Genomic DNA, 23,774 nt, shown 5'->3' on the forward strand with positions numbered 1-23,774 from the left:
TAATTTAATTAAAGTCCTGATTTTAGGCTGGCTTCAATAAACTTATCTAAATCACCATCCAGCACAGTTTGAGTGTTGCGGTTCTCAACCCCTGTACGTAAATCTTTGATACGGGCGTCATCTAATACGTATGAACGAATTTGACTGCCCCAGCCGATATCTGATTTTGCATCTTCAGCAGCTTGTTTATCGGCATTTTGTTTATGCATTTCTAACTCGTACAACTTCGCCTTTAATTGCTTAAAAGCAGAGTCACGGTTTTTATGTTGTGAGCGATCGTTTTGACATTGCACCACAGTGTTTGTTGGTAAATGTGTAATACGTATCGCAGAATCGGTTTTGTTTACGTGCTGACCACCCGCACCCGAAGCACGATAAGTGTCGATACGTAAATCTGATGGATTGATATCGATTTCAATATCATCATCAATTTCAGGGTAAACGAAAACAGAACAGAAAGAAGTATGACGTTTACCTGATGAATCAAATGGCGATTTACGTACTAAACGGTGCACACCGGTTTCAGTTCGCATCCAACCAAAAGCATACTCACCAGTGAACTTAATCGTAGCACCTTTAATACCAGCCACATCGCCGTCGGTGACTTCCATTAACTCTGGGCTATAACCATGCGCGTCACCCCAACGTAAATACATGCGCAGAACCATGTTGGCCCAGTCTTGTGCTTCGGTGCCGCCTGAACCAGATTGAATATCAAGATAACAGTTTGAAGCATCACTCTTGCCAGAAAACATGCGACGGAATTCGAGATCTGCCAGACGGGTGTCTAACTCCTCAAGTTCTGCGGCAGCATCATTAAAGGTTTCTTCGTCATCTTCTTCAATGGCAAGCTCAAGTAACCCTTGGATGTCTTCTAGACCCGTGTCCATATCATCAATGGTTTTAACCACAACCACTAACGCAGCACGCTCTTTACCTAATGCTTGAGCACGTTCAGGCTCATTCCAAACTTCAGGGCTTTCAAGCTCGCGACTGACTTCTTCTAAACGCTCACTTTTAGCAGCGTAGTCAAAGATACCCCCGAAGTAACTCAGTACGTTCGGCTAGCTCTTTAATTTTGAATTTTACTGGATTAACTTCAAACATGAATATTCAACTTAAATTTAGCGGTTAACAAAAGGTGCAACGGCGCATTTTACCCCATGATAGGCACTAAACCTAGACCAGAAGGGCGATTATTAATAAACAAATGACGAATATATTTCATCAAATCAACATCGAGAAAAACGCTTAACCGCGAATGGATAAATGAAATGAACAGCTTATTACTATTTAACCAGAACTCGGGATAGCAAATGCCTCTCAAACAGCCCTTTGCCTTGCTCACTGCGTTATTCTTTACACAAGAAGACTTACAATAGGCCTGCTATTGACACGCCCATTCGCTTTGTTAGCAAAACATATGACAGGCTTGATAGCGGTTGATAACTAAAGCCTTGATATTTATGGTTATATTAACACCCCACTCCAAGTTAAGAATATTTAAATTCAAGATCTGACTCTGGGTTAGATTAAAAAAGCGACTAAAAAAAATGAACCACTTCGGGTTCATTTTTAATTGCCTACCAAGTCAACATTATATTTTAAATTGACCCACTAACTCCGCTAACGTCTGACCATCATCCGCAACGGTTTTACTCATACCGGACGCATCTTGACTGGCCACCAATAACGTATTAACAATCTCTTGCACTGAATTGATATTACGATTAATTTCTTCGGTCACAGAACTTTGTTCCGTTGCAGCGGTGGCTATTTGAGTACTCATGTCATTAATGCTGGTCACTGACGATGTTACTGCGCCTAAACTTTCAGAAATCGCTCTAGAAGACTCCACCGAACTCAAACAACTCACTTGGCTTTCTTCCATAGTTTGTACCGTTTGGGTCACTAGCTTATGCAGTTCAGACAGCATTTCATTAATTTCAACCGTGCTGGCTTGGGTTCGACTGGCCAAGTTTCTCACTTCATCAGCAACAACCGCAAAACCTCGACCTTGCTCGCCGGCTCGCGCGGCTTCAATTGCCGCATTTAATGCCAGTAAATTGGTTTGATCAGCAATCCCACCAATCACACTTAGCACCGAGTTAATTTTCTTAGATTGTTCACTTAATGACTTCACATTGGCCGCAGCATTGTCAATTTGACTCATTAAATTAGACACTTCCGTTAATGAGGTATCGACACAATCTTGCGCTTTCGTAACATTATCAGAGGCAGCATGTGTGGCTTCCGCTACCATATTAGTATTATGGGCCACGTCATGTGCTGTCGCCGACATTTCTGTGATTGCGGTGACAATTTGGTCAATTTCATTATTGTGATTATAGAGTTGTTCTGTCATTGACACTGTTTGACCATTAATACTCTGAGCTGCTTGCTTAACCCTGTCGGTCGCACCAGCAACATCACCCATAATATGCTGTAATTTGTCGATGAACAGATTAAATGCGCTGCCTAACTGCCCAATTTCATCGATGCTAGTGATATCTAAACGTTTGGTTAAATCACCTTCACCTTTAGCGATGTCATTAAGCGATGTAGCCATATTTTGAATTGGCACCACCATTTTATGGGCCATCAGCACCACGCCAAAAGCAGTAATACCAGTAAGACCTAAAGCAATTAATAGGAACATGAATGCTTTTTGATGCATCTCTTCTGTTTTATAAGTTTCATAACCAACAATAGACTCTTCAATATCATCAATATAAGCGCCCGAGCCTAACATCCAATTGGTATTGGGGATCATTACTGCGAAGCCGAGTTTTTCAACAAGCTGCTCGCTACCCGGTTTTTTATAATAATAAGAAAAATTACCAGTACCCGATTTAGCCGCATCTAATAGCCCAACAATAATTTTGGTTCCATTAGGGTCGGCCATATCAATTTTGTTTTGGCCTTCAAGTTCAGGCATAGTCGGATGAAAAATATTGACGCCGGCATCATCATACATAAAGAAATAGCCTGCACTGCCAAAGCGTAAATCTCGTAAGGCTCCATTGACATTACCATTGCTCCCCAAAGCAAGTTGATACTCAACGACTCCTTGTGCAATCTGAACAGCTTCTTTTAGTTGGTTTTTACGCTCTGAAATTAATTCACTGCGAAAGTTATCAATATCCTTGGTTAAAGACGATTCTTCATTAACATAAAAAATACTCAGTAGTACAATGAGGATCAACGATAGTGGAATTAACGATAACCCCAGTAGTTTATTGCGTAGGGAAGATCTCAGCATAGTGGCAAGCCTTTTTAGGGTAATGGTCTATTTAATATAATAGTCTATTTATTATAGATGTTTACACTAACTAACGAACAATTACAGCCCAATAAAGTGAAACATGTCGCAAAAATATACAATACAACAGCTTTTTACAACATCGACAATCCACTGCCCATTGCAGCAAATCCTATTACCAACCATACAAGACCAGGCTTAAAGACCTTTAATAGACTAAAACCAATAATCACTAACGCCATGTCCAGTGGCATGATTACCGCACTAGTAAACACCGGCTGATAAAGTGCTGAAAGCAATAAACCAACAACGGCAGCATTTACCCCAGCGAGAGCGCCAGCAATGGCTGGGTGTTGGCTTATAGAATGCCAACTTTTTAAGCCCACCAGCATCAATAAAAAACCAGGAAGGAAAATAGCTAACGTTGCGACCAACGCGCCCAGAATAGGAGACTCTAACCATAAATCTGCCCCTAAAAAGGTCGCTAAAGTAAACATAGGGCCAGGAATGGCTTGCGCAAGTGCATAGCCAGTTAAAAATCGATCTGGGGTAATGTATTCACCGACGCTGGTTTCAAGCAAAGGCAATACCACATGTCCACCGCCAAACACTAAACTGCCCACTTGGAAGAATTGCGCAAAAATCTGTCCAAGACTATCAGGTTGATTGATCAAATATATAGAAGCAGCTATACCAATAATAAATAATGCTAACCAAGCATAATTAAGCTCGATTGCAGGTGTATCTGGCGTAATACTGTCACCTCGAGTCATTAACATGACGCCAATAATAGCAGCCACAACTAGTACGCCAATTTGCATTAATAATGAAGGCATTAATATGATAGCAACTGCGGTGGCAGCCATTACTATTTTAGCGGTTTTTCGTTGACAGAATTGATTAAACATTGACAAGGTGGCATCAGCTACAACCACTACTGCTAGTAATTTTAGGCCATGAATAGCACCCTCTACGGCCGTTATCTCCAGCCATTGTGCACTGGTCACAGCAAATAAAAACATCAGTAAAAAAGACGGTAAAGTAAAACCTAAAAAGGCGGCTAATCCGCCCAGTAAACCACCTCGATGATAACCAATTGCAAACCCTATCTGGCTTGAGCCTGGCCCTGGCATAAACTGACTCAGAGCAACAAAACTTGAATATTGTTTACCATCTAGCCATTGTAAGTCGTCAACAAATGCTTTTCTAAAATAGCCGATGTGAGCCGCAGGGCCACCGAAACTGATTAACCCTAACGCTAAAAAGCGACTGAAAATTTGCCACATCGTCCTAGTACCTTTTTTATGTGAATAAACAATGTTATGACATTAAGATGACATTTTTATGATGACAACATACACCACTATCTAACTGCTACCTTTGCTCGATATAGCCCATAACTTAGCGACACCAAACGAGTACTTAATTACGATTTTTAAAATACCTTAATTGATAGCAAAGACTATTACAGCTGTTCTAGCATAACCAATACTTCAAAATGATCAGTATGAGGAAACATATCAAACATTTGAACTTTGGTGATTTGATAACCCGTAATGTACTCTAAATCGCTCATTAAGGTGTGTGGATTACAACTAGAATACACGATTGCTTTAGGTGCAAACTCACTCAGTGAGTCGCATAATGATTTTCCTAATCCGCGCCGAGGTGGATTTACAATAATAAGATCTGGTTTATCTTGAGCAGATTGTCCTTTGGCAAAATGAGTTGAATCAAGTGCACTAAAATCCACTTGGGTAAACCCTAGTTTAGTTGCTGACAAGATGGCACATTCTATTGCTTCAGATTCAATCTCAATCCCAGTTAAACGGATATTGCTGTCAGCACAATGCAGCCCAAACCCGCCGACGCCACAAAATAGATCCCAAATATAGTTCGGTTTGAACTCAGTAACCCACTCCCTCGCTATTTGATACAACTGGGCGGCGACTTCAGGATTCGTTTGAAAAAAGCTTTTTGGCCGTATGAACAACGGTACATTATTAAGTTGTTCTTCTAATCGTGTCGTTTCCGTTAAAAATATTTCCCTTTCGCCTTCAAGAATCGCCATGTGGATTGGCTGAATATTAGCCGAGACTAAGGTAATTTCGGGAAACTCTTGTAATAATTGAGGTAATTCTCGTTCAATTCTCACGATGGCTTGATCACTGCGTAATACAAAACGCAGCATAAACTGGCCACTACTTTGGCTGCGAGTCAGTAAAATAAATTTTAGCTCGCCTTTGCTTTTATCGACCCGATAAGGCGGTATACCAGCTTGCTGCACTAATCGTTCTAAACGGTGTAACAATAATTGCATATCTTTAGGGTATAACGAACAGTCGCATAGACTGACCGGCTCCCCTTTAGGATTAACCAAACCTAAAATAGGTTTGTGAGCGGCACCTAAAACGACCATTTTGGCTTTATTACGAAAACCTGATTCTGCGCTTAATATCGGCGCTAGCCATTGCTTAACTGAAATGCCACGAAACAAATCGATTAACTGTTGTTGCTTTACACTCACTTGCTCAACCATAGGTAGTTGAATATTGCGGCATGACAAACAATCGCCACGCTCAAAATAATCACATTTCACAGCTGCTCGCCTCTCCGGAATTTAACATGGTAAATGCTTGATCACACAGTTGCTTTAATTGTTGTAAGTCTTCAATAGTGCCACCCACTTTACAACGCATCTGTTCAGGAATACTCAACGCTTGCTGATGTAATTGTTGGCCTTGCTCAGTAACATGTAACACTCGCACGCGTTCATCTAATTCACTACGGCCACGGCTCACTAAGCCTTTGCTTTCTAGACGCTTTAGCAAGGGTGTTAATGTTCCAGAATCAAGATGTAATTTCTCACCTAAGGTTTTAACACTGATCCCCGGCTCTTTCCAAAGTACCATCATCACTAGATACTGCGGATAAGTTAGCGATAACTCATCCAATAATGGTCGATATGCACGGATCATCGCATTAGTCGCACTATACAATGAAAAACACACTTGGTTTTCAAGTGCTAGCGGATTTTGCGCTGAAGGTAATTGAGACTCAGTAAGCACTTTACTAGACATAGGCTTCACTCCACTAACCAATAATATGAGCTAATTATAACATTGGTTGTGCGCAACCTATAATCAAAAAATTCCAACGAATGCTTTTTAACAAAAATGAGTCAAGCATTTTGATTTTCAGCCGATATATTATTACCATCCGACTTTATATTAAGGTTAACCATGTCAATTAGTATTAATTCACCGTCTTCAATGCCAACAACAATTGATTCTGGCAGCAGCTTAAAAGTGGCCGTAATGGCTAAAGAACAGCAAAAAGTTGAAGGTCAAATGGCATTACAACTCATTGAAGCGGCTCAGCCACCTGCACCGCAGCCCGTTGGCAACAGTGGTCATAATGTTAATACCACGGCATAAATGGTTAAAGCCCTAGAAAATCTGTTCCTAGGGCTAATGACGCCATCACAACGCTAAAGACCTTTGCATCGTTCGAGAGCAACTGAGCTTGAACATCATATTAATATCGAAGCCATTTCAAGGCGTCATCTTCATCTTCGAAATATTTTATCTCACCCGCAATAAACCAACTACCAATTTTGGCCGCCCATTCTTGCCAATCTTTATTGCCCAAAATGGCCACTCTTTCAAACTCAGATTTGTGCTTTAATCCCAGCTTTAAATCATCCCAAGCGGCGCGTAAGTCCCAGCCGTCAAGCTCGGTAGCATCAAGAAATAAACTCACTTTAGGCTGATCAACTTGGCTTAATGCCCCCTCTAGCATAGGGGTAATGACGAGATAGTCTTCGTGGGTTAATGTACCAATGGCTTTTAATGTCACAAAAAACACACTTTCAATTCGGTTTATGCCTATCGATAAACCATGTTTCTTCATATCCATATCGTGACTCCTTTACTATCCGTTTACTATGCGATTACACATTTACATGCACGCGCCTATCCATAAAGCTATGCATGCTTACATTTTAACCAATCATAAAATGAAGTGTGTGCCGGACTGCACAAAAAAGCAATGGCAACAACCTAGGGCAACCCACAGGCAGTATCTGCATCAAAAACTTGGTTATCGGTATGGAACCTCCTTTTACCACAGCAATGTAGCGACCCCAAGTAGCGCAAACAACACAGCACAACCGCGATGAATCAGTTTCATGGGCAATTTGTTAGCACTAAAATGCCCAGCCAGCACAACGGGGACATTAGCAATTAACATTCCCAATGTCGTGCCGATGACAACCCATGTCAGTGCTTGGTATTTTGCCGCTAAGACCACCGTCGCAATTTGAGTTTTATCCCCTATTTCAGCAATAAAAAACAAAATAAACGTTGCAGAAAAAGCACCGAGTTTATAGAAGCGATTATCATCATCATCCATTTTATCGGGTATAAGGACCCATAGTGCAATAGCAAAAAATGACCCGGCCACCAAATAGGTCGTCCATTGTGGATCAATCCACGCAATTGCCCATTGACCTAACCATGCGGCAAGAAAATGATTTAATAATGTGGCAAGCAAAATGCCTGAGATAATAGCGGTTTTATTGCTAAATCTCACCGCGAGCAGTAAAGCTAATAATTGAGTTTTGTCGCCTATTTCAGCGATGGCAACTGTGAGAGTTGAGGCGAATAAAGCTTCCAATGTGATATTCCTAGGGGTAAATGACAACTAAGCACAAGCCACCGCATACCCCTTGATGCAGTTACTGTGCTTAGGTCTCGCTTGGTAAATCACTGATATACAGTGTGTTACTGTCTGCACCATGGCATGAGGCCAATTATGTTGATACAGACATCTTGTGTGCCATAACAGCAAAACAAGATTAGCTACTCCCCTAAAACAAGTCGCATTATAACGATTAAATAATTTTATTCAACGCACTCATTTTACATTGTAAATTTGGCATAAAAACACCTAAGCCTTAACAGTAACGCCGTAATGCTACGCTATTGCAAAAATCACGTGTAAAAAAGTTTGGTCGATTGTTGTGTAATTGTTTATAAACATAGCTGTTAGCCTTTAACAGTCAAAGATCCTTGCCTGCTCTGTCACCCTTCTGCTAATGTCCGACACAAATAAAATAATAATTAAACAGGACGTTTTCTGTGAATTTTAAAACTTTAGGTTCTATTTCGATTGTCGCGGGAACGGCAATTGGCGGAGGCATGCTAGCGCTACCATTAGCAACAGCAGCTTTGGGGATGATCCCCGCATTAATCTTATTAGTGGTTATTTGGGGTTTATCGGCTTACACCTCGTTACTGATGTTAGAAATTAATCTTCACAGTGGTGTCGGCGATAACGTCCATGCCATTACTGGTAAAACACTGGGCAAAGTCGGCCAACTCATTCAAGGAGGCTCATTCCTTAGCTTATTATTCGCCTTAACCATGGTGTATCTAATGGGAGGGTCATCGCTATTAGAAACCCGTTTACAACCCATCGGCATTAACATGAGCAACCAAGTCGCCGTTATACTGTTTACGGTTATTTTTGGTGGCTTGATTGCCATTGGTGTTAAATGGATTGATAAAGTATCACGCATATTATTTACATCGATGGTGGTGCTGCTTGTCATTGTGGTGGCATTTCTATTACCAGACGTTAATTTAATCAGTGTACTAAACAATTACTCAACCGATGTGGCATCGGGCACCGCTTTACAACAATTATGGTTAGCAGCCATCCCGGTGGTATTCACTTCATTTGGTTTCCATGTGTGTATTGCCACCATTGTGCGCTACTTAGAGGGTGATGCTGCATCACTTAGAAAAGTGTTATTAATAGGCTCGACCATTCCACTGGTTTGTTACATCCTGTGGTTGCTCGTAACGCTAGGTTCTTTAGGCGGCGAAACAGTTCACAGCTTTGGTGGTTCACTGCCCAAACTGGTTGCTGCTTTACAAGGTTTAGCCCAGTCACACATTATCAGCCAAGCAATTGATCTGTTTGCCAACCTTGCATTGGTGACCTCATTTTTGGGTGTCACCATGAGCCTATTTGATTATGTCGCCGAACTGACTCGAGCTAAAGATGACGCTGTTGGTCGTGCTAAAACATGGTTAATAACCTTTATACCACCACTGTTATGTGCGCTTTACTACCCAGACGGATTTTTCAAAGTGCTAGGTTTTGCAGCCATTCCATTGGTGGTGATGATTATCTATTTACCCATTGCGATGGCATTAAAGCAACGCTCACAGCAATTAGGCGGTTATCAAGTGTCTGGCGGTACATTAGGGCTGATCGCCGCAGGATTGCTCGGCACATTAATTGTTGTGGCGCAGTTGATGGTAGCATTAGCCTAAATCGGATGACTGATAAAATGGATTTGTAAGCGAGTTTTTCAAACGCTGTTAAGATAGTAAAACATTTGTTAAAGTCAGGCTTAGCCTGACTTTTTTGTTTTTATGGTCCGACGTTTTTATAGTCCGCCAACATTGACCTAGATGATTAAACAAGAAATCGACACGACTGACGGCAATATTGATTACCCGTGAACACCCCAAATGGAATTATTATAATGAAAAAATGGTTATTAACTGTCGCAATGGCAGCCAGCTTTGGCGCTGCGGCAGATGAAGGCATGTGGCAACCACATCAACTTCCCGCAATGGCTGATGAACTTAAAGCAAAAGGCTTAGAAATAAGCGCTGATTCAATTTCAAAATTAACTGAATTCCCAATGAATGCCGTTATCAGCCTGGGTGGTTGTACCGCATCATTTGTGTCACCAAAAGGTTTGGTAGTTACCAACCATCACTGTGCCTATGGCTCAATTCAGTACAACTCCACCCCAGAAAAAAACCTCCTTAAAGACGGCTTTTTAGCTAAAACTTACGCCGAAGAATTACCGGCGACACCTGGTTCACGTATTTTTGTAACTGAAGCAGTAACCGATGTTACCGATAAAGTTAAAGCAAACCAGATGGATAAAGTGGGCAATGAGTTTTATAAAGGTATAGAACTACAAGAAAAAACCTTAGTTGCTGAATGTGAAAAAGAGGATGGTTACCGTTGCCAAGTGTATAGTTTCCATGGCGGCCTAGAATATTATCTTGTTAAGCAGTTAGAAATTCGTGATGTGCGTTTAGCCTATAACCCAGCCGCTAGTGTGGGCAAATACGGCGGTGATATCGATAACTGGATGTGGCCTCGTCATACCGGTGACTTCTCATTTTATCGTGCTTACGTATCTAAAGACGGCAAGCCTGCTGATTTTAGCAAAGACAATGTACCGTACGAGCCAAAAAGCTTTTTAAAAGTATCAGCTAAAGGCGTTAGCGATGGCGACTTTGTCATGGTTGCTGGTTATCCTGGCCGTACCAACCGATACCGCACTGCAGATGAAGTTAACAATCAGTTTAATTGGGCTTATCCAGAAGGCAAAGTCCTACAAGAGCGCATGATTAGCATCATCAAAGAAACAGCTTCTGAAGGCAGCGACGAACGAATTAAATACGAAAGCTTGATTGCTGGTTTAGCTAATTACGCCAAAAACTTTACCTCGATGATTGAGTATTATGGTAAATCAACCATGCTCGCTGATCGTGAAAAAATAGAGACCGATTTAGCAAACTGGATTGGTAAAGATAAAAAACGCCAGCAGCAGTATGGCGAAACACTATCAAGCTTAGAAAAGTTAGTGGCTAAGAGTCAGCAAAATCAGCAACGTGACATTTTATTAGGTTACATCGGTTACACCACTATGGTCACTACCGCTCGTGATTTGTATCGCTTAGCTAATGAGAAAACCTTAGCTGATATGGCACGAGAACCAGGCTACCAAGAACGTGACATGACCAACTTCACTTCAAGCATGGAACGTATTGATCGCCGTTATGCCGCCAGTGTCGATAAAGCCCTGCTAGCCGATTTACTGACACGTTATGCTGCATTACCTGCAGAGCAGCATTTAGCCGCTTTAGATAAAGCATTTGGTATTAGCAGCAAGTTCGATGCTAAAGCATTAGCTAAAACACTCGATAAAATGTACGCCAACACCAAGCTAAATAACAAAGAAACTCGCTTAGCATGGATGAACAAATCGGTTGCCGACTTTAAAGCATCTAACGACCCATTCATTCAATTTGCAGTACAGACCTTTGATGCTGACATGGCGCGCGAGAAAGAGAAAAAGCAATTAGAAGGTGACTTAATGAAAGTACGTCCACAATATATGGACGCTATCATTGCTTACAATCGCGAGTTAGGAAAACCTGTTTATGCTGATGCAAACTCAAGCCTGCGTGTAACGGTAGGTAACGTTAAAGGTTATTCTCCACAGGATGGTTTAGTGGCGGTGCCTTTTACACGTTTAGAAGGCATTTTAGCCAAAGACACTGGTGTTGATCCTTTCGATGCGCCAGCTAAACAACTTGAGCTGATTAAACAAAAGCAATACGGCGATTACTACGTCAAAGCGGTTGATTCTGTACCGGTTAACTTCTTATCCACCTTAGACACAACGGGTGGTAACTCAGGCTCACCAACCTTAAACGGCCGTGCTGAACTAGTGGGTTTACTGTTTGATGGTGTGTACGAAAGTATCATTGGTGACTGGGGATACGACGCACAAAGTAACCGTTCTATCCAAGTAGACAGCCGCTACATGCTATGGGTAATGCAGTATTTAGATAATGCTGACAACTTATTAGCTGAAATGGAAATCGTTAGATAACGCTCAGTTTACTGCACGTTTAAGACTCAATAACTCTGCGGCCGTTAATGGCCGCATTGTTTTTTCTGCAAGCTCATCAATACGTATATCGAGTAATTGAGTTCGCATTAAATCAATCACTTTGTAACCTAACGTTTGACACATACGGCGTATTTGTCGATTTAATCCTTGGGTTAATACAATCTCAAACCTGTCTTCTTCAGCCGTTAAGCTCAATGGCCGAATATCGCATGATCGAGTTTGCACATCACCATAACTGACCCCATTTGCCATCATCGATAAAAAACTGGTACTAATTGGCTTATCAACTTGGACCACGTATGTCTTAGGATGATAATAATCGGGATGCATTAGCGCTTGCGTTAATTGACCGTCATTAGTGAGTAGTAGCAAACCACGAGAATCTTTATCCAAACGCCCTGCAGGATACAACCTTGGTAACTCAGGTAGTACATGCAGTAAGCTGTGGGGATCATCAACTAATAAACGGCAATCAATTCCAACAGGCTTATGATATAGCCAATACTGTTTATCTTGCACAGCAAGGATCGGTTTATCGTCTACTAGAATTGTCTCAATTTCACAAAGGTTAACTCGGTCAGTGTGTTTAGCTAATTGATGATTAATACTCACTCGACCAGTGTCGATAAGTCGTGCAGCTTGGCGTCTTGACGCCACACCACATACAGCCAAATAATGACTTAATCGCATTGATGTCATAGACTTAATCGTATTGATATCATAGATAATACTCAAGCAGGAATAAATAGACGTTAACGGGTTTCGAGAAATTGATACACGTTATGTTGTTGAGTTTTAATGGTTGACAGCAGGCTTAACCCAAGACAGATACACCATAGAATATTCGCTTGAGTTAATGTCCACATGGCTGAGGACACGATACAATACTGGGGTAAATCGGCCGAACACTCAGCAAAATCCAACTGGCTCCAATCGAACAGCGTCAATAATAATAACCCACTGCATATTGAAATAATGCTCAAACTAAGCATTCGCTTGGTCATCGTGCTGCCAGGTTTAAAGTAATCAAGTAGGCAAATACAATGCAAAAAAATGGTACTGAATAAATAAAGCGTCGACGCTTTACGGTGTAAGTCTAAAAAGTTAATCGGAAACACACCCATTAGCACAATACTAACACCAACTACACCACCAATAATGGCAATGTAACGGCTCAGTAAATCAGGAAAGGTATTAAACACCGCCACCATGGCGAGTAAGAAGCATGAGCCACCCGCTAATAGTGATAAATTAAACACGATTGCAAACGACGAATGCATATAATTACCAAGCGTATCAGGGCGGATCATCAACATGTCTAAGCTTATACCATCGGCTTGTACTATCAACGCACTTCCTACGCCAAAAGAGCAGATTGCAGCCGCTGCCAATGACATAAATACAATCACTAGGTGTAAATCATAATTACGGACTCTATCTGTCACTGATCGATACTTATGTCAAAAATGGAATGAGAATGTTAACGCGGAAAGCAAAAAAGTAAAAGCCGATAATCACATAACCCAAAACCTAAGCCCTAACTTAAACCAAAATTTAAACCAAAAATAAAAATGCCCAATCGTGGCTGACTGGGCATTATTTGCTATAGCGGACTAAATAGTCACTTTAATCTTAATCTCGTTAAACCAAGCGACTGTGTGATTTACCCTGTAGCCAATTTAAGTACGTTTACGAAATATCACAATAATCACCGCAATAACGGCCAAAATCATACAGTACCAAGCATTAGACACTGCGGTTAATGGGCTAATGGTAAACACCGAGGCAATTAATAATGCTTGGGCGCCATGCGGAATTAATCCCTGAATAATACATGCGAAGATATCTAAAATACTGGCTGCTCGTTTTGGCGATACTCCATGTTTTTCAGCAAGCTCTTTCGCAATATCGCCCGTCACCACAATCGAAACCGTATTGTTAGCAACGCACGTATTCGTTGCGGCAACAATCGCTGCCATACCTAGCTCTGCTGCACGACTTGATGCTTCGCCATTGGCTTTTGAAAAACGACTGATCAAACCCTCAATTTGTTTACTGACAAAGGTTAATCCACCTTGCTGCTGCATTAACGCCGCTAAACCACCAACTAACATCGACAGAATAAAAATTTCCTGCATATTGGTAAAGCCAGTATAAATATCATTACCAAATTGAATAACGCTATATTCTGAAGTCAGTACGCCTGTCATGCCTGCAAGTACAATCCCTAGCGACAACACCACAAAAACGTTTAAACCCACCACAGCTAATACCAGAATGGTTAAATACGGTAATACTTTTAAGATTTCAATATCCTGAGCAGCAATATCCGCTTGCCCTTGACCGACAATCGAAAAAGCAATCAAGGTGAGGATCGACGCCGGAATTGCAAACACTAAGTTTTCACGGAACTTGTCTTTCATTTCACAACCTTGAGTACGTGTTGCCGCAATCGTGGTATCTGAAATAATCGATAAGTTGTCTCCAAATAATGCACCAGACATCACCGCACCAGCCATTAAGGCATAATCAATTTGTGCTTGGTCTGCAACACCTAATGCCACTGGTGCTACTGCCGCTATGGTGCCCATAGATGTGCCCATTGAAGTCGCGATAAAGGCGGCAATAACAAAGAAACCAGGCAATAGTAAATTTGATGGAATAAACGATAAACCAAGTGCAACGGTGGCATCAACGCCACCAGTGGCTTTAGCCACTGCAGCAAATGCGCCTGCCAATAAATAAATTAAACACATAGCAATAATATTGCTGTGGCCAATACCTTCAATAAAGGTTTCTATCGCACTGTTGATTTTCTGTTTCGATAACAGTACCGCCAACACAATGGCAGGTAAAATAGCAATCACACTGGGTAATTGATAGAACGCATAATCAACGCCCTGGCTTTGAAAATATAAGCCTGCGCCTATAAATAATCCTAAAAATAAAAATAATGGCAATAACGCCACAAACGATGCCGGGCTGTTTCCTGCCGTGGTAACTGATGAAGTAGCTTTGGTCAAAATGATCTCTCTTTATCTTAACGAATAGGGATTGTTGGATGAGAAAAGCGAGTACGACACAATCTCGGTCATCGGTGATTATTTAACAACACGTTCAACGGTGCTAAATATTGCAGTCACATCATAACAAGTTGTGCCAAGAATAAGAGAACTCTTCACCACTGTCAATCTAGACGTCTAGACTTCTTTGCTTCCGAAGTGTTTTTTATTCTAAAACCTGAAAACTGCTACAAATAATTTACATAACCATAATCAATTTATCTATTTAACTCTCTTTATTCACTAAAAAATTGATGTAAGTTAATCATAACCTAATGCCAATTTGTTACGCTGACAAGGATTCTCTAACTTATATAGAGGTGAGGCTATGGAACGTAAACCAGACAGAGTGAGCGCGATGAAGCAGCTCCTTGATCAAGTCAAAACCTCTTTGCCGCTTGATCAACCCGGTATATTTAGTTGTGGCCCAACCAACAACTGTGTGGGCTGCCCTAAAAAGTTGCTCGACCTTGTTGATGCAGAAGTGAACTATTGGGACGCAGCCATTACTCAAGGCGTTATACCTTCGTTTGGCGATATTAGTCGCTTTGGAAAACTGTGTAGAAATGTCAGTCGTGGTTTACAACGCAATGATACCCAGGGCCATCATTAACTAACCTAAACTAGAGATAACAAAAAGCCCACGAGCAAGTGGGCTTAATGCAAGTACTTCAGGCTTATTCTTCAGCATCACCCAGTGACAATAATGTCGCATTACCACCAATCGCGGTAATGTTATTAGTACGCGTTTTTTCGGTCACAAAACGAGTTAAATAATGCGGGCCACCCGCTTTAGGACCCGTGCCCGATAAACCTTGACCACCAAATGGTTGCACGCCAACAACGGCGCCAATTTGGTTACGGTTAATGTACACGTTACCTACGTTTACTTTGTCAGCAAGCGACAAAGCATGGCCTTCATTACGGCTGTGAATACCTAAGGTTAACCCAAAACCTGTGCTGTTGATTTCATCAACCACTTTTGCCAAATCAGCCGCTTTATAACGAATAACATGCAAAATAGGACCAAAATGTTCTTTTTCGAGTAACTTAATAGAACTAATTTCAACGGCTGTAGGCGCTACAAAATGGCCGTTTTCAGTACCCGCTGGTAATTCAAGTTTATTAATTAACTTGCCGACCTGGCTGATATGATCAATGTGGGCATTCAAGTTTGCTTTGGCAGTGGCATCAATCACTGGTCCCACGTCAGTTTTAACTGAACTTGGGTTGCCAATCACTAATTGCTCCATGGCGCCTTTCATCACTTCAATCACGCGATCTGCAATATCTTCTTGTAAAAATAAGACTCGCAATGCCGAACAACGCTGACCAGCACTGGTGAACGAAGAAGAAACTACGTCATTAACAACTTGCTCTGGTTGTGATGTTGAGTCCACAACCATGGCATTTTGACCACCGGTTTCAGCAATTAATGGAATAATTGCGCCATCACGGTTTGCCAAAGTGCGGTTAATCAATTTAGCGGTGCCAGTAGAGCCGGTAAAACACACACCGCCAATACGTTCATCTGCAGTGATTGCAGAACCAACAACAGCGCCAGTACCTGGTAAAAACTGTAATACATCGGTAGGAATACCGGCTTCATGCGCAAGTTGTACTGCACGATAACCGATTAAACAGGTTTGCTCCGCAGGCTTGGCAATAACAGTATTCCCCGCGGCAAGTGCTGCAGATACTTGGCCTAAGAAAATCGCCAACGGGAAGTTCCATGGACTAATACACACAAAAATTCCGCGGCCTTGTAAAAACAGTTCGTTCAACTCGCCTGTCGGGCCAGGAAGTAATTCAGGCTGAGCCATCATCTTCTTAGCTTGTACCGCGTAGTAACGACAAAAATCGACTGCTTCACGAACTTCATCAATGCCGTCTTGAATGCTCTTACCCGCTTCACGGGTACATAATACAATCAGCTCTTCACGATTTTCTTCCAATAAATCAGCTAATTTCTGTAGTGCATTCGCTCGAGTTTCAACAGGCGTACGAACCCAACTACCAAAAGCAGCATCTGCACCAGCAATGGCTTGCTCAATTGCGTTTGCATCTGCAAAAGCCACGGTACCGACGGTTAGCGAAGTATCATATGGGCTAACAACAGTTTGTACTTCACCCGTTAATGTTTTACCGTTTACCAATGGACCCGCGCTCCATTGAGTATCGCTATATTTATCCAGTGCAGCAAAAAATGGCTCTGACTCAGAAATAATGTTCATGTTTAATCCTTTAGAGTTCTTACGTTCTGCACCGAAAATATCAGCAGGTTTAACAATTTTTTGATTCGCTAACGACTTGTAACCTAATAGCGTCACCAATGGATGAACGACTAAGCTTTCAATCGGCGTATTAGGGTCGACCAGTTTATGCACAAATGAGGTATTGGCACCGTTTTCAAGTAAACGGCGTACTAAATACGGCAGTAAGTCTTTATGGGCGCCAATGGGGGCATAGATACGTACCGCTTTAGCACCGCTTTCTGCAAGCATAGTGTCGTAAAGCTCTTGCCCCATGCCGTGTAAACGTTGGAACTCATATATACGATTACCTGCCATCGCATCAATGCTGGCAACGGTTTGAGCGTTATGGGTGGCAAATTGTGGGTAAATCGCACCACGGGTGGCTTCAGACAGCAAATAACGTGCGCAAGCAAGATATGACACGTCAGTACCGGCTTTACGGGTATAGAGTGGGTAACCACCCTCGCCCGCTTGTTGTGCCCATTTAAGCTCACTGTCCCAATAAGCACCCTTAACTAAACGCAGCGGAATTTCATCGCCTTGATCTTTAGCAAGACGCGTCAACCAACACAACACCGGTAAACAACGCTTAGAATAAGCTTGCACCACAATGCCTAATAAGCCCCAGCCTTTAGCGGCTTCTGACTGATAAAGCTGCTTAAATAACTTCAATGACAATTCAAGACGGTCAACTTCTTCAGCATCAATAGAAATACCAATGTTAAGTTCACGCGCTTGTACTATCAGCTTAATAACTGTGTCGTATAATTCACTTAATACACGATCCTCGTTAGCGACTTCATAACGAGGGTGCAAAGCAGATAATTTGATTGATATGGTGGGTCTTGGTGAGTTCGCTTCATCGTATTGCTGTTCGCCTAAATCGCGAATAGCATTGCTGTAATCGTTAAAATACTTTTGCGCATCATTGGCGGTTAATGCTGCTTCACCTAACATGTCATAGCTATGGGTATAACCTAACTTACGTTTAGCTTCACTATTTTTAAGTGCTTCTTTAACGTCCTCACCTAACACAAATTGCTTACCCATGATCTTCATTGCTGCAAGCATGGCTTGGCGGATCATTGGCTCACCAACACGATTAACCAGACGTTTAAGTATATGACTTGGCGAACCGTCAGTATTACGATCTAACTTAACCAGTTTACCGGTCAGCATTAAGCCCCATGTTGAGGCGTTAACCAGTAATGACTCACTCTTATTAAGGTGTTCATCCCACTTGGCACCAGACAGTTTATCTTGGATAAGCGCATCCGCGGTTGCCGCGTCAGGAATACGTAACAAGGCTTCAGCCAAGCACATTAAGATAATGCCTTCTTTTGTTTCTAAGCTGTATTGCTGCAAAAATGCATCAATACCAACCATCAGGCCTTTTTTCTCAAACTGACGAACTTTGCTCACGAGCTCATGGGCGCGACGAGTCACTTGCTCAATGTCTTGTTCAGACGAAGGCACAAGCTTAATTAATTCAGACAGGTATTGCTCTTCATCGACAATGTAATTGTTGGTCACTGCAGTAAACAGTTCCTCAAGAGTGGCATTGTCGTAGCGGCCGTCCAGTACTTCACTCGCTTTGAACATAGTATTCGCTTCCATCTGGGTCAGGTTAAGGATGGTTATTATCGTTGTTGAATGGACATTGTATTCACGAATATTTTATTTTGTATACAATGTACGATCTGGTTTTTCGGCGATTATACATTCAAAATGTGAACTTGGACACTCAAGTTGAAAACTTGCTAATAATTGTTTGATTTTGTTCACTGAAATAGGTCAAAACAATGTGCTAGACAATTAACACTGCAACAACAAAACATTGTTAACCACCTGTTAAATAACAACTATTACCAAATCAAAAATAAGAATAAATATGACTACATTTCATCATTAGTAAGGTAAAAAAAAAGGCCAACGTTTGAATAGTTGGCCTTTATACAATCAAATTAGTAACATAAGTCGTGTCATTATATTCCGAAAAATCTCATCTACATTGAGATGTTACATCCAACGGCTTTTCTTACGACGTTGCGGACGAGGTAAATACACCAATACAATACCAATCAACGCACCAATACCTGCAATTAACCCACCTTGCTGCCACATTTCATAACGTTGGTTATCAGCGGCTTGTTGCACCTTTGACTTAGCATCATCTCGCTCTTTAATCGCTTTAGTCAATGCAGCTCTTAACTCTGCCACCTTTTCATTAGACAATGTTAAAGACTCTTCGGTATTGTCAGTATTTTGAGTAATATTATTTAATTGCTCATTAGCTTGTTTTAGTTGTGCTTCCATCTCAGGAAAACGTTCACGAAAACTAGGCTGATCTGAAACTAAACTGGTTAATACCCAGCCTTCACGACCTTTATGATCAATGATTTGAGTAAAATCACCTTCAGTATTATCCAATAAAGTGACCGGCTGACCTGCTTCAACACTACCGATAATACGAAACTCTGTCCCCGGTCCACCGTGAATATAGGTAAACACATCATCAGAAATAAAACGCGTTGGGGCTTGCGCTGCAAATACGCCACTTGGCGCAAGTAAAAATATAAGAATTGAAAGTACTCTTAACACGGTATTTATCCAAACTCAGAAAACTTATTGTCATGCTATTTATTAAATGCTCTGAATGCAAGAAGGAAGTCATATGACTTCCTTCTTTAATACATTCAGCGTTCACATTTCTGCTAATACTTCATTGCGTCTTAGTCAAATTAACTAAAGATGCTCTTAATAATGAAGAAGAACAAAATAGACAATGCTGCACCAGCTGGTAGAGTAATAACCCAAGACACAACAATGTTACGCACTACACCAATATTGATTGCTGCAATACCACGCGCCATGCCCACACCCAACACAGCACCCACTAATGTTTGCGTTGTCGAAATAGGTAAACCAGTACCAGAAGCAATAACCACGGTCGATGCGGCAGCTAATTCAGCGGCAAAACCACGGCTTGGGGTTAAATGAGTGATGTTTTTACCAATGGTTTGCATTACACGCTGACCAAAAATAGCCAGACCTAACACAATACCTACAGCACCAAGTGGTAAAATCCACCAGGCTAAAACAGCCTTAGCACCAATAACACCACCACTTTCAACCACTGAAACCACAGCAGCTAAAGGACCAATCGCATTAGCAACGTCGTTTGAACCATGGGCAAATGCCATACAACACGCAGTTACAACCATTAATATGGCAAATACTTTTTCAACATTACCATATTGGGTTTTTAGATCGGCTTTATCGCTCATTTTTAAACGACTAATAGCAATTTTACCTGCTAGACCGACGACGGCTGCAACCACAATTGCTAAAGCATATGCTTCAAATGTTGAAAAATTTATGCCTACATGTGATAAGCCTTTAGTAATGGTCACAAGTGACATCACAAAACCGGCCAATGCCATGTAGAAAGGCACATAACGCTTAGCACTTGCTAACGGATCATCGGTATTAAAAATCAGCTTTTGCACACTTTGGAAAATGATATAAGCAATAAAACCTGAAATAGCAGGTGTCACTACCCAAGAACCAACAATACCGCCAACCTTACCCCATTCAACAGAGTCAGCACTAACACCCACTGCGGCAAAGCCAACAATAGCACCAATAATTGAATGCGTTGTCGAAACCGGCCAGCCTAACGCTGACGCTACAACTAACCAAATACCCGCAGCAAGTAATGAGGCAATCATGCCGTATACCAACAACTCAGGGACATCAGTAAAATAACTCGCGTCGATAATACCTTTACGAATTGTACTCGTGACTTCACCACCAGCTAAAAAAGCGCCGGCGAATTCAAAGATCATTGCAATAATAATCGCTTGTTTAATGGTAATGGCATTAGAACCTACAGAGGTTCCCATTGCATTGGCTACGTCGTTTGCACCAATGCCCCATGCCATCAAAAATCCAAATGCAGCCGCTATCATAATGAGCATAGGGCCGTTGGTGACTAATACATCAACCATGTTGTTTCCTTGATAACCTTTGTGATTAGTTACGAGCTAGCATCAGCTCTAGGCGGGAACCGACACGCTCAGCAATATCTGCTAAACCTCCAACCCATTCGATAATTTTGTACGTGAACATCACATCAATCGGATTCAATTCAGATTCTAATGCATACAACTGACGACGCACTTGAATCTGTAAATCATCAGAATCTTCTTCAATAAGATCTAATTCAGTGATCATTTTGGCAACTAACTCAACTTCACGACCACGGAAACCGGTTTCGAGTAAATCATCGAGTTCGTTAATAGCCCGCTTGGCTAGTGATACCGCATCTAAACAACGTTTGAGATAAGCACCAAAGGCATCTTGCATAGGCTGAGGAAGGACTAACTGACGGCCAATAATACGGCCAGAGATATCTTTTGCCTTGTTCGCGATTTTGTCCTGTTGAGTTAATAACTCAAGCAAGTCAGTTCGCTCAACAGGCATGAATAATCCACCAGGAAGAGTCAGGCGAATTTCACGTTTGAGTGAGTCAGCTTCTTTTTCAAGCAAACTAATTTGTTTACGTATCTTTATCGCTTCATCCCAGTCGCCTGAATTGGTTGCGTCAAAGAAAGGAACAAGAAGTGATGCACACTCATGTACTTTGTCGATATGTAGTTCTAAAGGCTTAAGAGGTGATTTTGCAAACACACCTAAAATAGAGTTTACTGGCATTGCCGTTTACCTATTTAATAAATTCCAGTTTGGAAAAAGCGGGCGCATGTTAACCCAAGCGTCCGCATAATGAAACTGTGTTTTTTAATTTCGTACGACAGTTTCTCTGTTATCGTTGCTCAGTATATATGATGCGAGCAACGCTATCCTAAGAGATTTTTATTACAACAATATGACATTATGAAGATAATGTGACGCATTAGTGAATATTTAATGACAAGGCAGACATAAAGTCAATGGACGCAGAAATAGAGTTAAAACTATTCATTCAACCACAACATCATGATTTATTAAAAAAAATATTGAATGAATACCCTAATTCGACCCCACAAGGGCAGAAAAAACTCACCAACGGATATTTCGATACCGACGATTTACAACTGCGTAGATGGGATATGGGCTTACGTGTAAGAGGTTTTGATAATCAACTCGAACAGACCATAAAAACGGCAGGACGTGTCGTAGGGGGGATCCATTCCCGTCCCGAATATAATGTCAACATTGATCAAAAAACACCGATCTTGTCACGTTTCCCCAAAGAAATTTGGCCAATAGGAAATGATCTCGACAAGGTATCAACATCGTTAACATGTATTTTTGAAACCAATTTTGAGCGTCAAACTTGGCATATATACCTCAATGATAGTCTCGTTGAGGTCGCATTAGATGTCGGTGAAATTATCGCTAATGATAAAGTTGACCCTATATGCGAACTCGAATTTGAATTACTCGCTGGTGATACTTCTGCCTTAATAACATTAGCGATCGAAGTCGCTAAATCAGTTCCATTTCGCTTAGGGAAAGCAAGTAAAGCTCAGCGCGGGTATCAACTTGCAGGTAAATCAAAGCCGTTCACTATTGAACATATTGATTATGTCTCATTGCCTAAAAACAATAACATGCAGCAAGTCTTGAGCACATTATTAGAAACAGGTCTTGAGCGCTGGCAATTGATTGAAAATATATTAACGCTGCCAACGAGTGATGTTCATCAACAATCAGCCTTGTGGGGCGAATTACGCCACTGTGTGCGCTTACTCAGGCTCACCTTAAATCAATTTGGTTTATTAGATCAGCGCACCAGTCCATTATTCGATCATCTTGAGCAGGCTCTGGCATTTGTTAGCCCACTGCAAAGTTGTTGTTTACTATTACAAGATGATGCAAAGCCACTTGCCAACATCAACAATAAAACCCTTGTTTGCCAACAACTAGAAAACCATATCAGCTTAATGTCTATTTCAACTCAATTGGCCTCAATATGGCAACAACCTGAGTATGGCCAATTACAATTGGCATTAGTCGATTTACTATTAACAGCTGAAAGCGGCAAAAACCAGGGCCGTCATTATCCAGAATTAGGTTTATTTGCCAACAAACTACAGCAAGCCTCATGGAAGCGTATTGGAAAATCAATGCCGATAACCGCTGAAATGAACAGTATTGATTACCAACATGTTGCAGATGCTTTGGATGAAAGTATCTTAGTTGGGTTTGCTTATGGAGAAATGTATCCGGCTAAAAAGCGCGAGGCTTTTCGGGCACCATGGCAAGACTTAGCGTTAGGGATTAGTACGTTATCGGCATATAAAATATTAAGGCATTTGAGTGCACAGCATCAGCTTAATATTGAAGCTTGGTTAGACAATAAAGAAACTAGTTTATTGTTTGCCATGGAGCACTCGCGAAAAAGTGCCTTAAAAGTACCTATTTACTGGTAAGCGTGCATATTACCCATATAA

General features: G+C 41.4%; 19 protein-coding genes and 1 riboswitch. Of the genes, 5 read left to right on the forward strand and 14 right to left on the reverse strand.

From position 1 onward, the window contains the following. Positions 1 to 8: 8 nt before the first annotated feature. The 5 genes from prfB to ohrR form a co-directional block, all read right to left on the reverse strand. Positions 9 to 1,107 (reverse strand): peptide chain release factor 2 gene (prfB, locus tag EGC86_RS14170; RefSeq protein ID WP_162022282.1). Its coding sequence is split into 2 segments (ribosomal slippage): positions 9 to 1,031 and positions 1,033 to 1,107, totalling 1,098 coding nucleotides; the frame shifts between segments, so codons are not numbered across the junction. 490 nt (positions 1,108 to 1,597) lie between these two features. Continuing rightward, positions 1,598 to 3,262, reverse strand: coding sequence for a methyl-accepting chemotaxis protein (locus tag EGC86_RS14175; protein WP_011636069.1), 1,665 nt, complete (start codon positions 3,260 to 3,262; stop codon positions 1,598 to 1,600). A gap of 134 nt (positions 3,263 to 3,396) precedes the next feature. After that, the gene (gene chrA, locus EGC86_RS14180; protein WP_123777986.1) at positions 3,397 to 4,548 is read right to left on the reverse strand and encodes a chromate efflux transporter; all 1,152 of its coding nucleotides are present in this window, start codon (positions 4,546 to 4,548) and stop codon (positions 3,397 to 3,399) included. A gap of 179 nt (positions 4,549 to 4,727) precedes the next feature. Beyond that, positions 4,728 to 5,861, reverse strand: coding sequence for a 23S rRNA (uracil(747)-C(5))-methyltransferase RlmC (rlmC, locus tag EGC86_RS14185; RefSeq protein ID WP_123777987.1), 1,134 nt, complete (start codon positions 5,859 to 5,861; stop codon positions 4,728 to 4,730). Continuing rightward, positions 5,851 to 6,342 carry a transcriptional regulator OhrR gene (ohrR, locus tag EGC86_RS14190; RefSeq protein ID WP_011636066.1) on the reverse strand — a complete coding sequence of 164 codons (492 nt, stop codon included), beginning with the start codon at positions 6,340 to 6,342 and terminating at the stop codon, positions 5,851 to 5,853. Before ohrR ends, rlmC begins: the two co-directional genes overlap by 11 nt. Positions 6,343 to 6,504: 162 nt before the next feature. On the opposite strand from ohrR, the gene EGC86_RS14195 reads away from it, so the two are divergent. After that, a complete protein-coding gene (locus tag EGC86_RS14195; protein ID WP_011636065.1) occupies positions 6,505 to 6,699 on the forward strand; it encodes a hypothetical protein in 195 nt (64 codons plus the stop codon). Positions 6,700 to 6,799: 100 nt separating this feature from the next. Here the strand turns inward: EGC86_RS14195 and EGC86_RS14200 are convergent, their stop codons facing one another. Then, a complete protein-coding gene (locus tag EGC86_RS14200) occupies positions 6,800 to 7,180 on the reverse strand; it encodes a SpoIIAA family protein (protein ID WP_011636064.1) in 381 nt (126 codons plus the stop codon). Between the two features lie 204 nt (positions 7,181 to 7,384). Continuing rightward, positions 7,385 to 7,939 (reverse strand): TMEM165/GDT1 family protein, encoded by a 555-nt coding sequence (locus EGC86_RS14205; protein ID WP_011636063.1) that lies wholly within the window; start codon positions 7,937 to 7,939, stop codon positions 7,385 to 7,387. Between the two features lie 18 nt (positions 7,940 to 7,957). Beyond that, a riboswitch (yybP-ykoY riboswitch) is annotated at positions 7,958 to 8,145 on the reverse strand. Between the two features lie 258 nt (positions 8,146 to 8,403). Between EGC86_RS14205 and EGC86_RS14210 the strand changes: the two genes are divergently transcribed. Continuing rightward, positions 8,404 to 9,606, forward strand: coding sequence for an aromatic amino acid transport family protein (locus tag EGC86_RS14210; protein WP_123777988.1), 1,203 nt, complete (start codon positions 8,404 to 8,406; stop codon positions 9,604 to 9,606). 215 nt (positions 9,607 to 9,821) lie between these two features. Beyond that, on the forward strand, positions 9,822 to 11,978 hold the full coding sequence (locus EGC86_RS14215) for a S46 family peptidase (protein ID WP_123777989.1): 2,157 nt from the start codon (positions 9,822 to 9,824) through the stop codon (positions 11,976 to 11,978). A 3-nt stretch (positions 11,979 to 11,981) separates the two neighbouring features. Here EGC86_RS14215 and EGC86_RS14220 read toward each other — a convergent pair whose 3' ends face one another. From EGC86_RS14220 to EGC86_RS14230, 3 genes are all read right to left on the reverse strand, one after another. Further along, positions 11,982 to 12,689 (reverse strand): 23S rRNA pseudouridine(2604) synthase RluF, encoded by a 708-nt coding sequence (locus EGC86_RS14220; protein ID WP_165871065.1) that lies wholly within the window; start codon positions 12,687 to 12,689, stop codon positions 11,982 to 11,984. 62 nt (positions 12,690 to 12,751) lie between these two features. Further along, positions 12,752 to 13,444, reverse strand: coding sequence for a hypothetical protein (locus EGC86_RS14225; protein WP_041412747.1), 693 nt, complete (start codon positions 13,442 to 13,444; stop codon positions 12,752 to 12,754). A 234-nt stretch (positions 13,445 to 13,678) separates the two neighbouring features. Continuing rightward, a complete protein-coding gene (locus EGC86_RS14230; RefSeq protein WP_123777991.1) occupies positions 13,679 to 15,022 on the reverse strand; it encodes a Na+/H+ antiporter NhaC family protein in 1,344 nt (447 codons plus the stop codon). A 367-nt stretch (positions 15,023 to 15,389) separates the two neighbouring features. On the opposite strand from EGC86_RS14230, the gene EGC86_RS14235 reads away from it, so the two are divergent. Next, a complete protein-coding gene (locus EGC86_RS14235) occupies positions 15,390 to 15,674 on the forward strand; it encodes a hypothetical protein (protein WP_123777992.1) in 285 nt (94 codons plus the stop codon). 64 nt (positions 15,675 to 15,738) lie between these two features. On the opposite strand, the gene putA is transcribed toward EGC86_RS14235, so the two are convergent. The 4 genes from putA to EGC86_RS14255 form a co-directional block, all read right to left on the reverse strand. Then, the gene (gene putA / locus EGC86_RS14240) at positions 15,739 to 18,933 is read right to left on the reverse strand and encodes a bifunctional proline dehydrogenase/L-glutamate gamma-semialdehyde dehydrogenase PutA (protein ID WP_207893047.1); all 3,195 of its coding nucleotides are present in this window, start codon (positions 18,931 to 18,933) and stop codon (positions 15,739 to 15,741) included. Between the two features lie 402 nt (positions 18,934 to 19,335). After that, positions 19,336 to 19,917 carry a TIGR04211 family SH3 domain-containing protein gene (locus tag EGC86_RS14245; RefSeq protein WP_011636055.1) on the reverse strand — a complete coding sequence of 194 codons (582 nt, stop codon included), beginning with the start codon at positions 19,915 to 19,917 and terminating at the stop codon, positions 19,336 to 19,338. 140 nt (positions 19,918 to 20,057) lie between these two features. Then, entirely contained in the window at positions 20,058 to 21,326 is a 1,269-nt protein-coding gene (locus EGC86_RS14250) for an inorganic phosphate transporter (RefSeq protein ID WP_123777994.1), read from the reverse strand. A gap of 25 nt (positions 21,327 to 21,351) precedes the next feature. Then, on the reverse strand, positions 21,352 to 22,032 hold the full coding sequence (locus EGC86_RS14255; RefSeq protein ID WP_011636053.1) for a TIGR00153 family protein: 681 nt from the start codon (positions 22,030 to 22,032) through the stop codon (positions 21,352 to 21,354). A 236-nt stretch (positions 22,033 to 22,268) separates the two neighbouring features. Between EGC86_RS14255 and EGC86_RS14260 the strand changes: the two genes are divergently transcribed. Next, entirely contained in the window at positions 22,269 to 23,753 is a 1,485-nt protein-coding gene (locus EGC86_RS14260) for a CYTH domain-containing protein (RefSeq protein WP_123777995.1), read from the forward strand. Positions 23,754 to 23,774 lie beyond the last annotated feature (21 nt).

Source organism: Shewanella frigidimarina, from assembly GCF_003797125.1.
Taxonomy (GTDB): domain Bacteria; phylum Pseudomonadota; class Gammaproteobacteria; order Enterobacterales; family Shewanellaceae; genus Shewanella; species Shewanella frigidimarina.

Excerpts from the sequence above, each read along its gene's own strand:
- EGC86_RS14175 (WP_011636069.1), bottom strand. The coding sequence starts at position 3,262 with ATGCTGAGATCTTCCCTACGCAATAAACTACTGGGGTTATCGTTAATT.
- chrA (WP_123777986.1), bottom strand. The coding sequence starts at position 4,548 with ATGTGGCAAATTTTCAGTCGCTTTTTAGCGTTAGGGTTAATCAGTTTC.
- ohrR (WP_011636066.1), bottom strand. The coding sequence starts at position 6,342 with ATGTCTAGTAAAGTGCTTACTGAGTCTCAATTACCTTCAGCGCAAAAT.
- EGC86_RS14195 (WP_011636065.1), top strand. The coding sequence starts at position 6,505 with ATGTCAATTAGTATTAATTCACCGTCTTCAATGCCAACAACAATTGAT.
- EGC86_RS14200 (WP_011636064.1), bottom strand. The coding sequence starts at position 7,180 with ATGGATATGAAGAAACATGGTTTATCGATAGGCATAAACCGAATTGAA.
- EGC86_RS14215 (WP_123777989.1), top strand. The coding sequence starts at position 9,822 with ATGAAAAAATGGTTATTAACTGTCGCAATGGCAGCCAGCTTTGGCGCT.
- EGC86_RS14220 (WP_165871065.1), bottom strand. The coding sequence starts at position 12,689 with ATGCGATTAAGTCATTATTTGGCTGTATGTGGTGTGGCGTCAAGACGC.
- EGC86_RS14235 (WP_123777992.1), top strand. The coding sequence starts at position 15,390 with ATGGAACGTAAACCAGACAGAGTGAGCGCGATGAAGCAGCTCCTTGAT.
- putA (WP_207893047.1), bottom strand. The coding sequence starts at position 18,933 with ATGGAAGCGAATACTATGTTCAAAGCGAGTGAAGTACTGGACGGCCGC.
- EGC86_RS14250 (WP_123777994.1), bottom strand. The coding sequence starts at position 21,326 with ATGGTTGATGTATTAGTCACCAACGGCCCTATGCTCATTATGATAGCG.
- EGC86_RS14255 (WP_011636053.1), bottom strand. The coding sequence starts at position 22,032 with ATGCCAGTAAACTCTATTTTAGGTGTGTTTGCAAAATCACCTCTTAAG.
- EGC86_RS14260 (WP_123777995.1), top strand. The coding sequence starts at position 22,269 with ATGGACGCAGAAATAGAGTTAAAACTATTCATTCAACCACAACATCAT.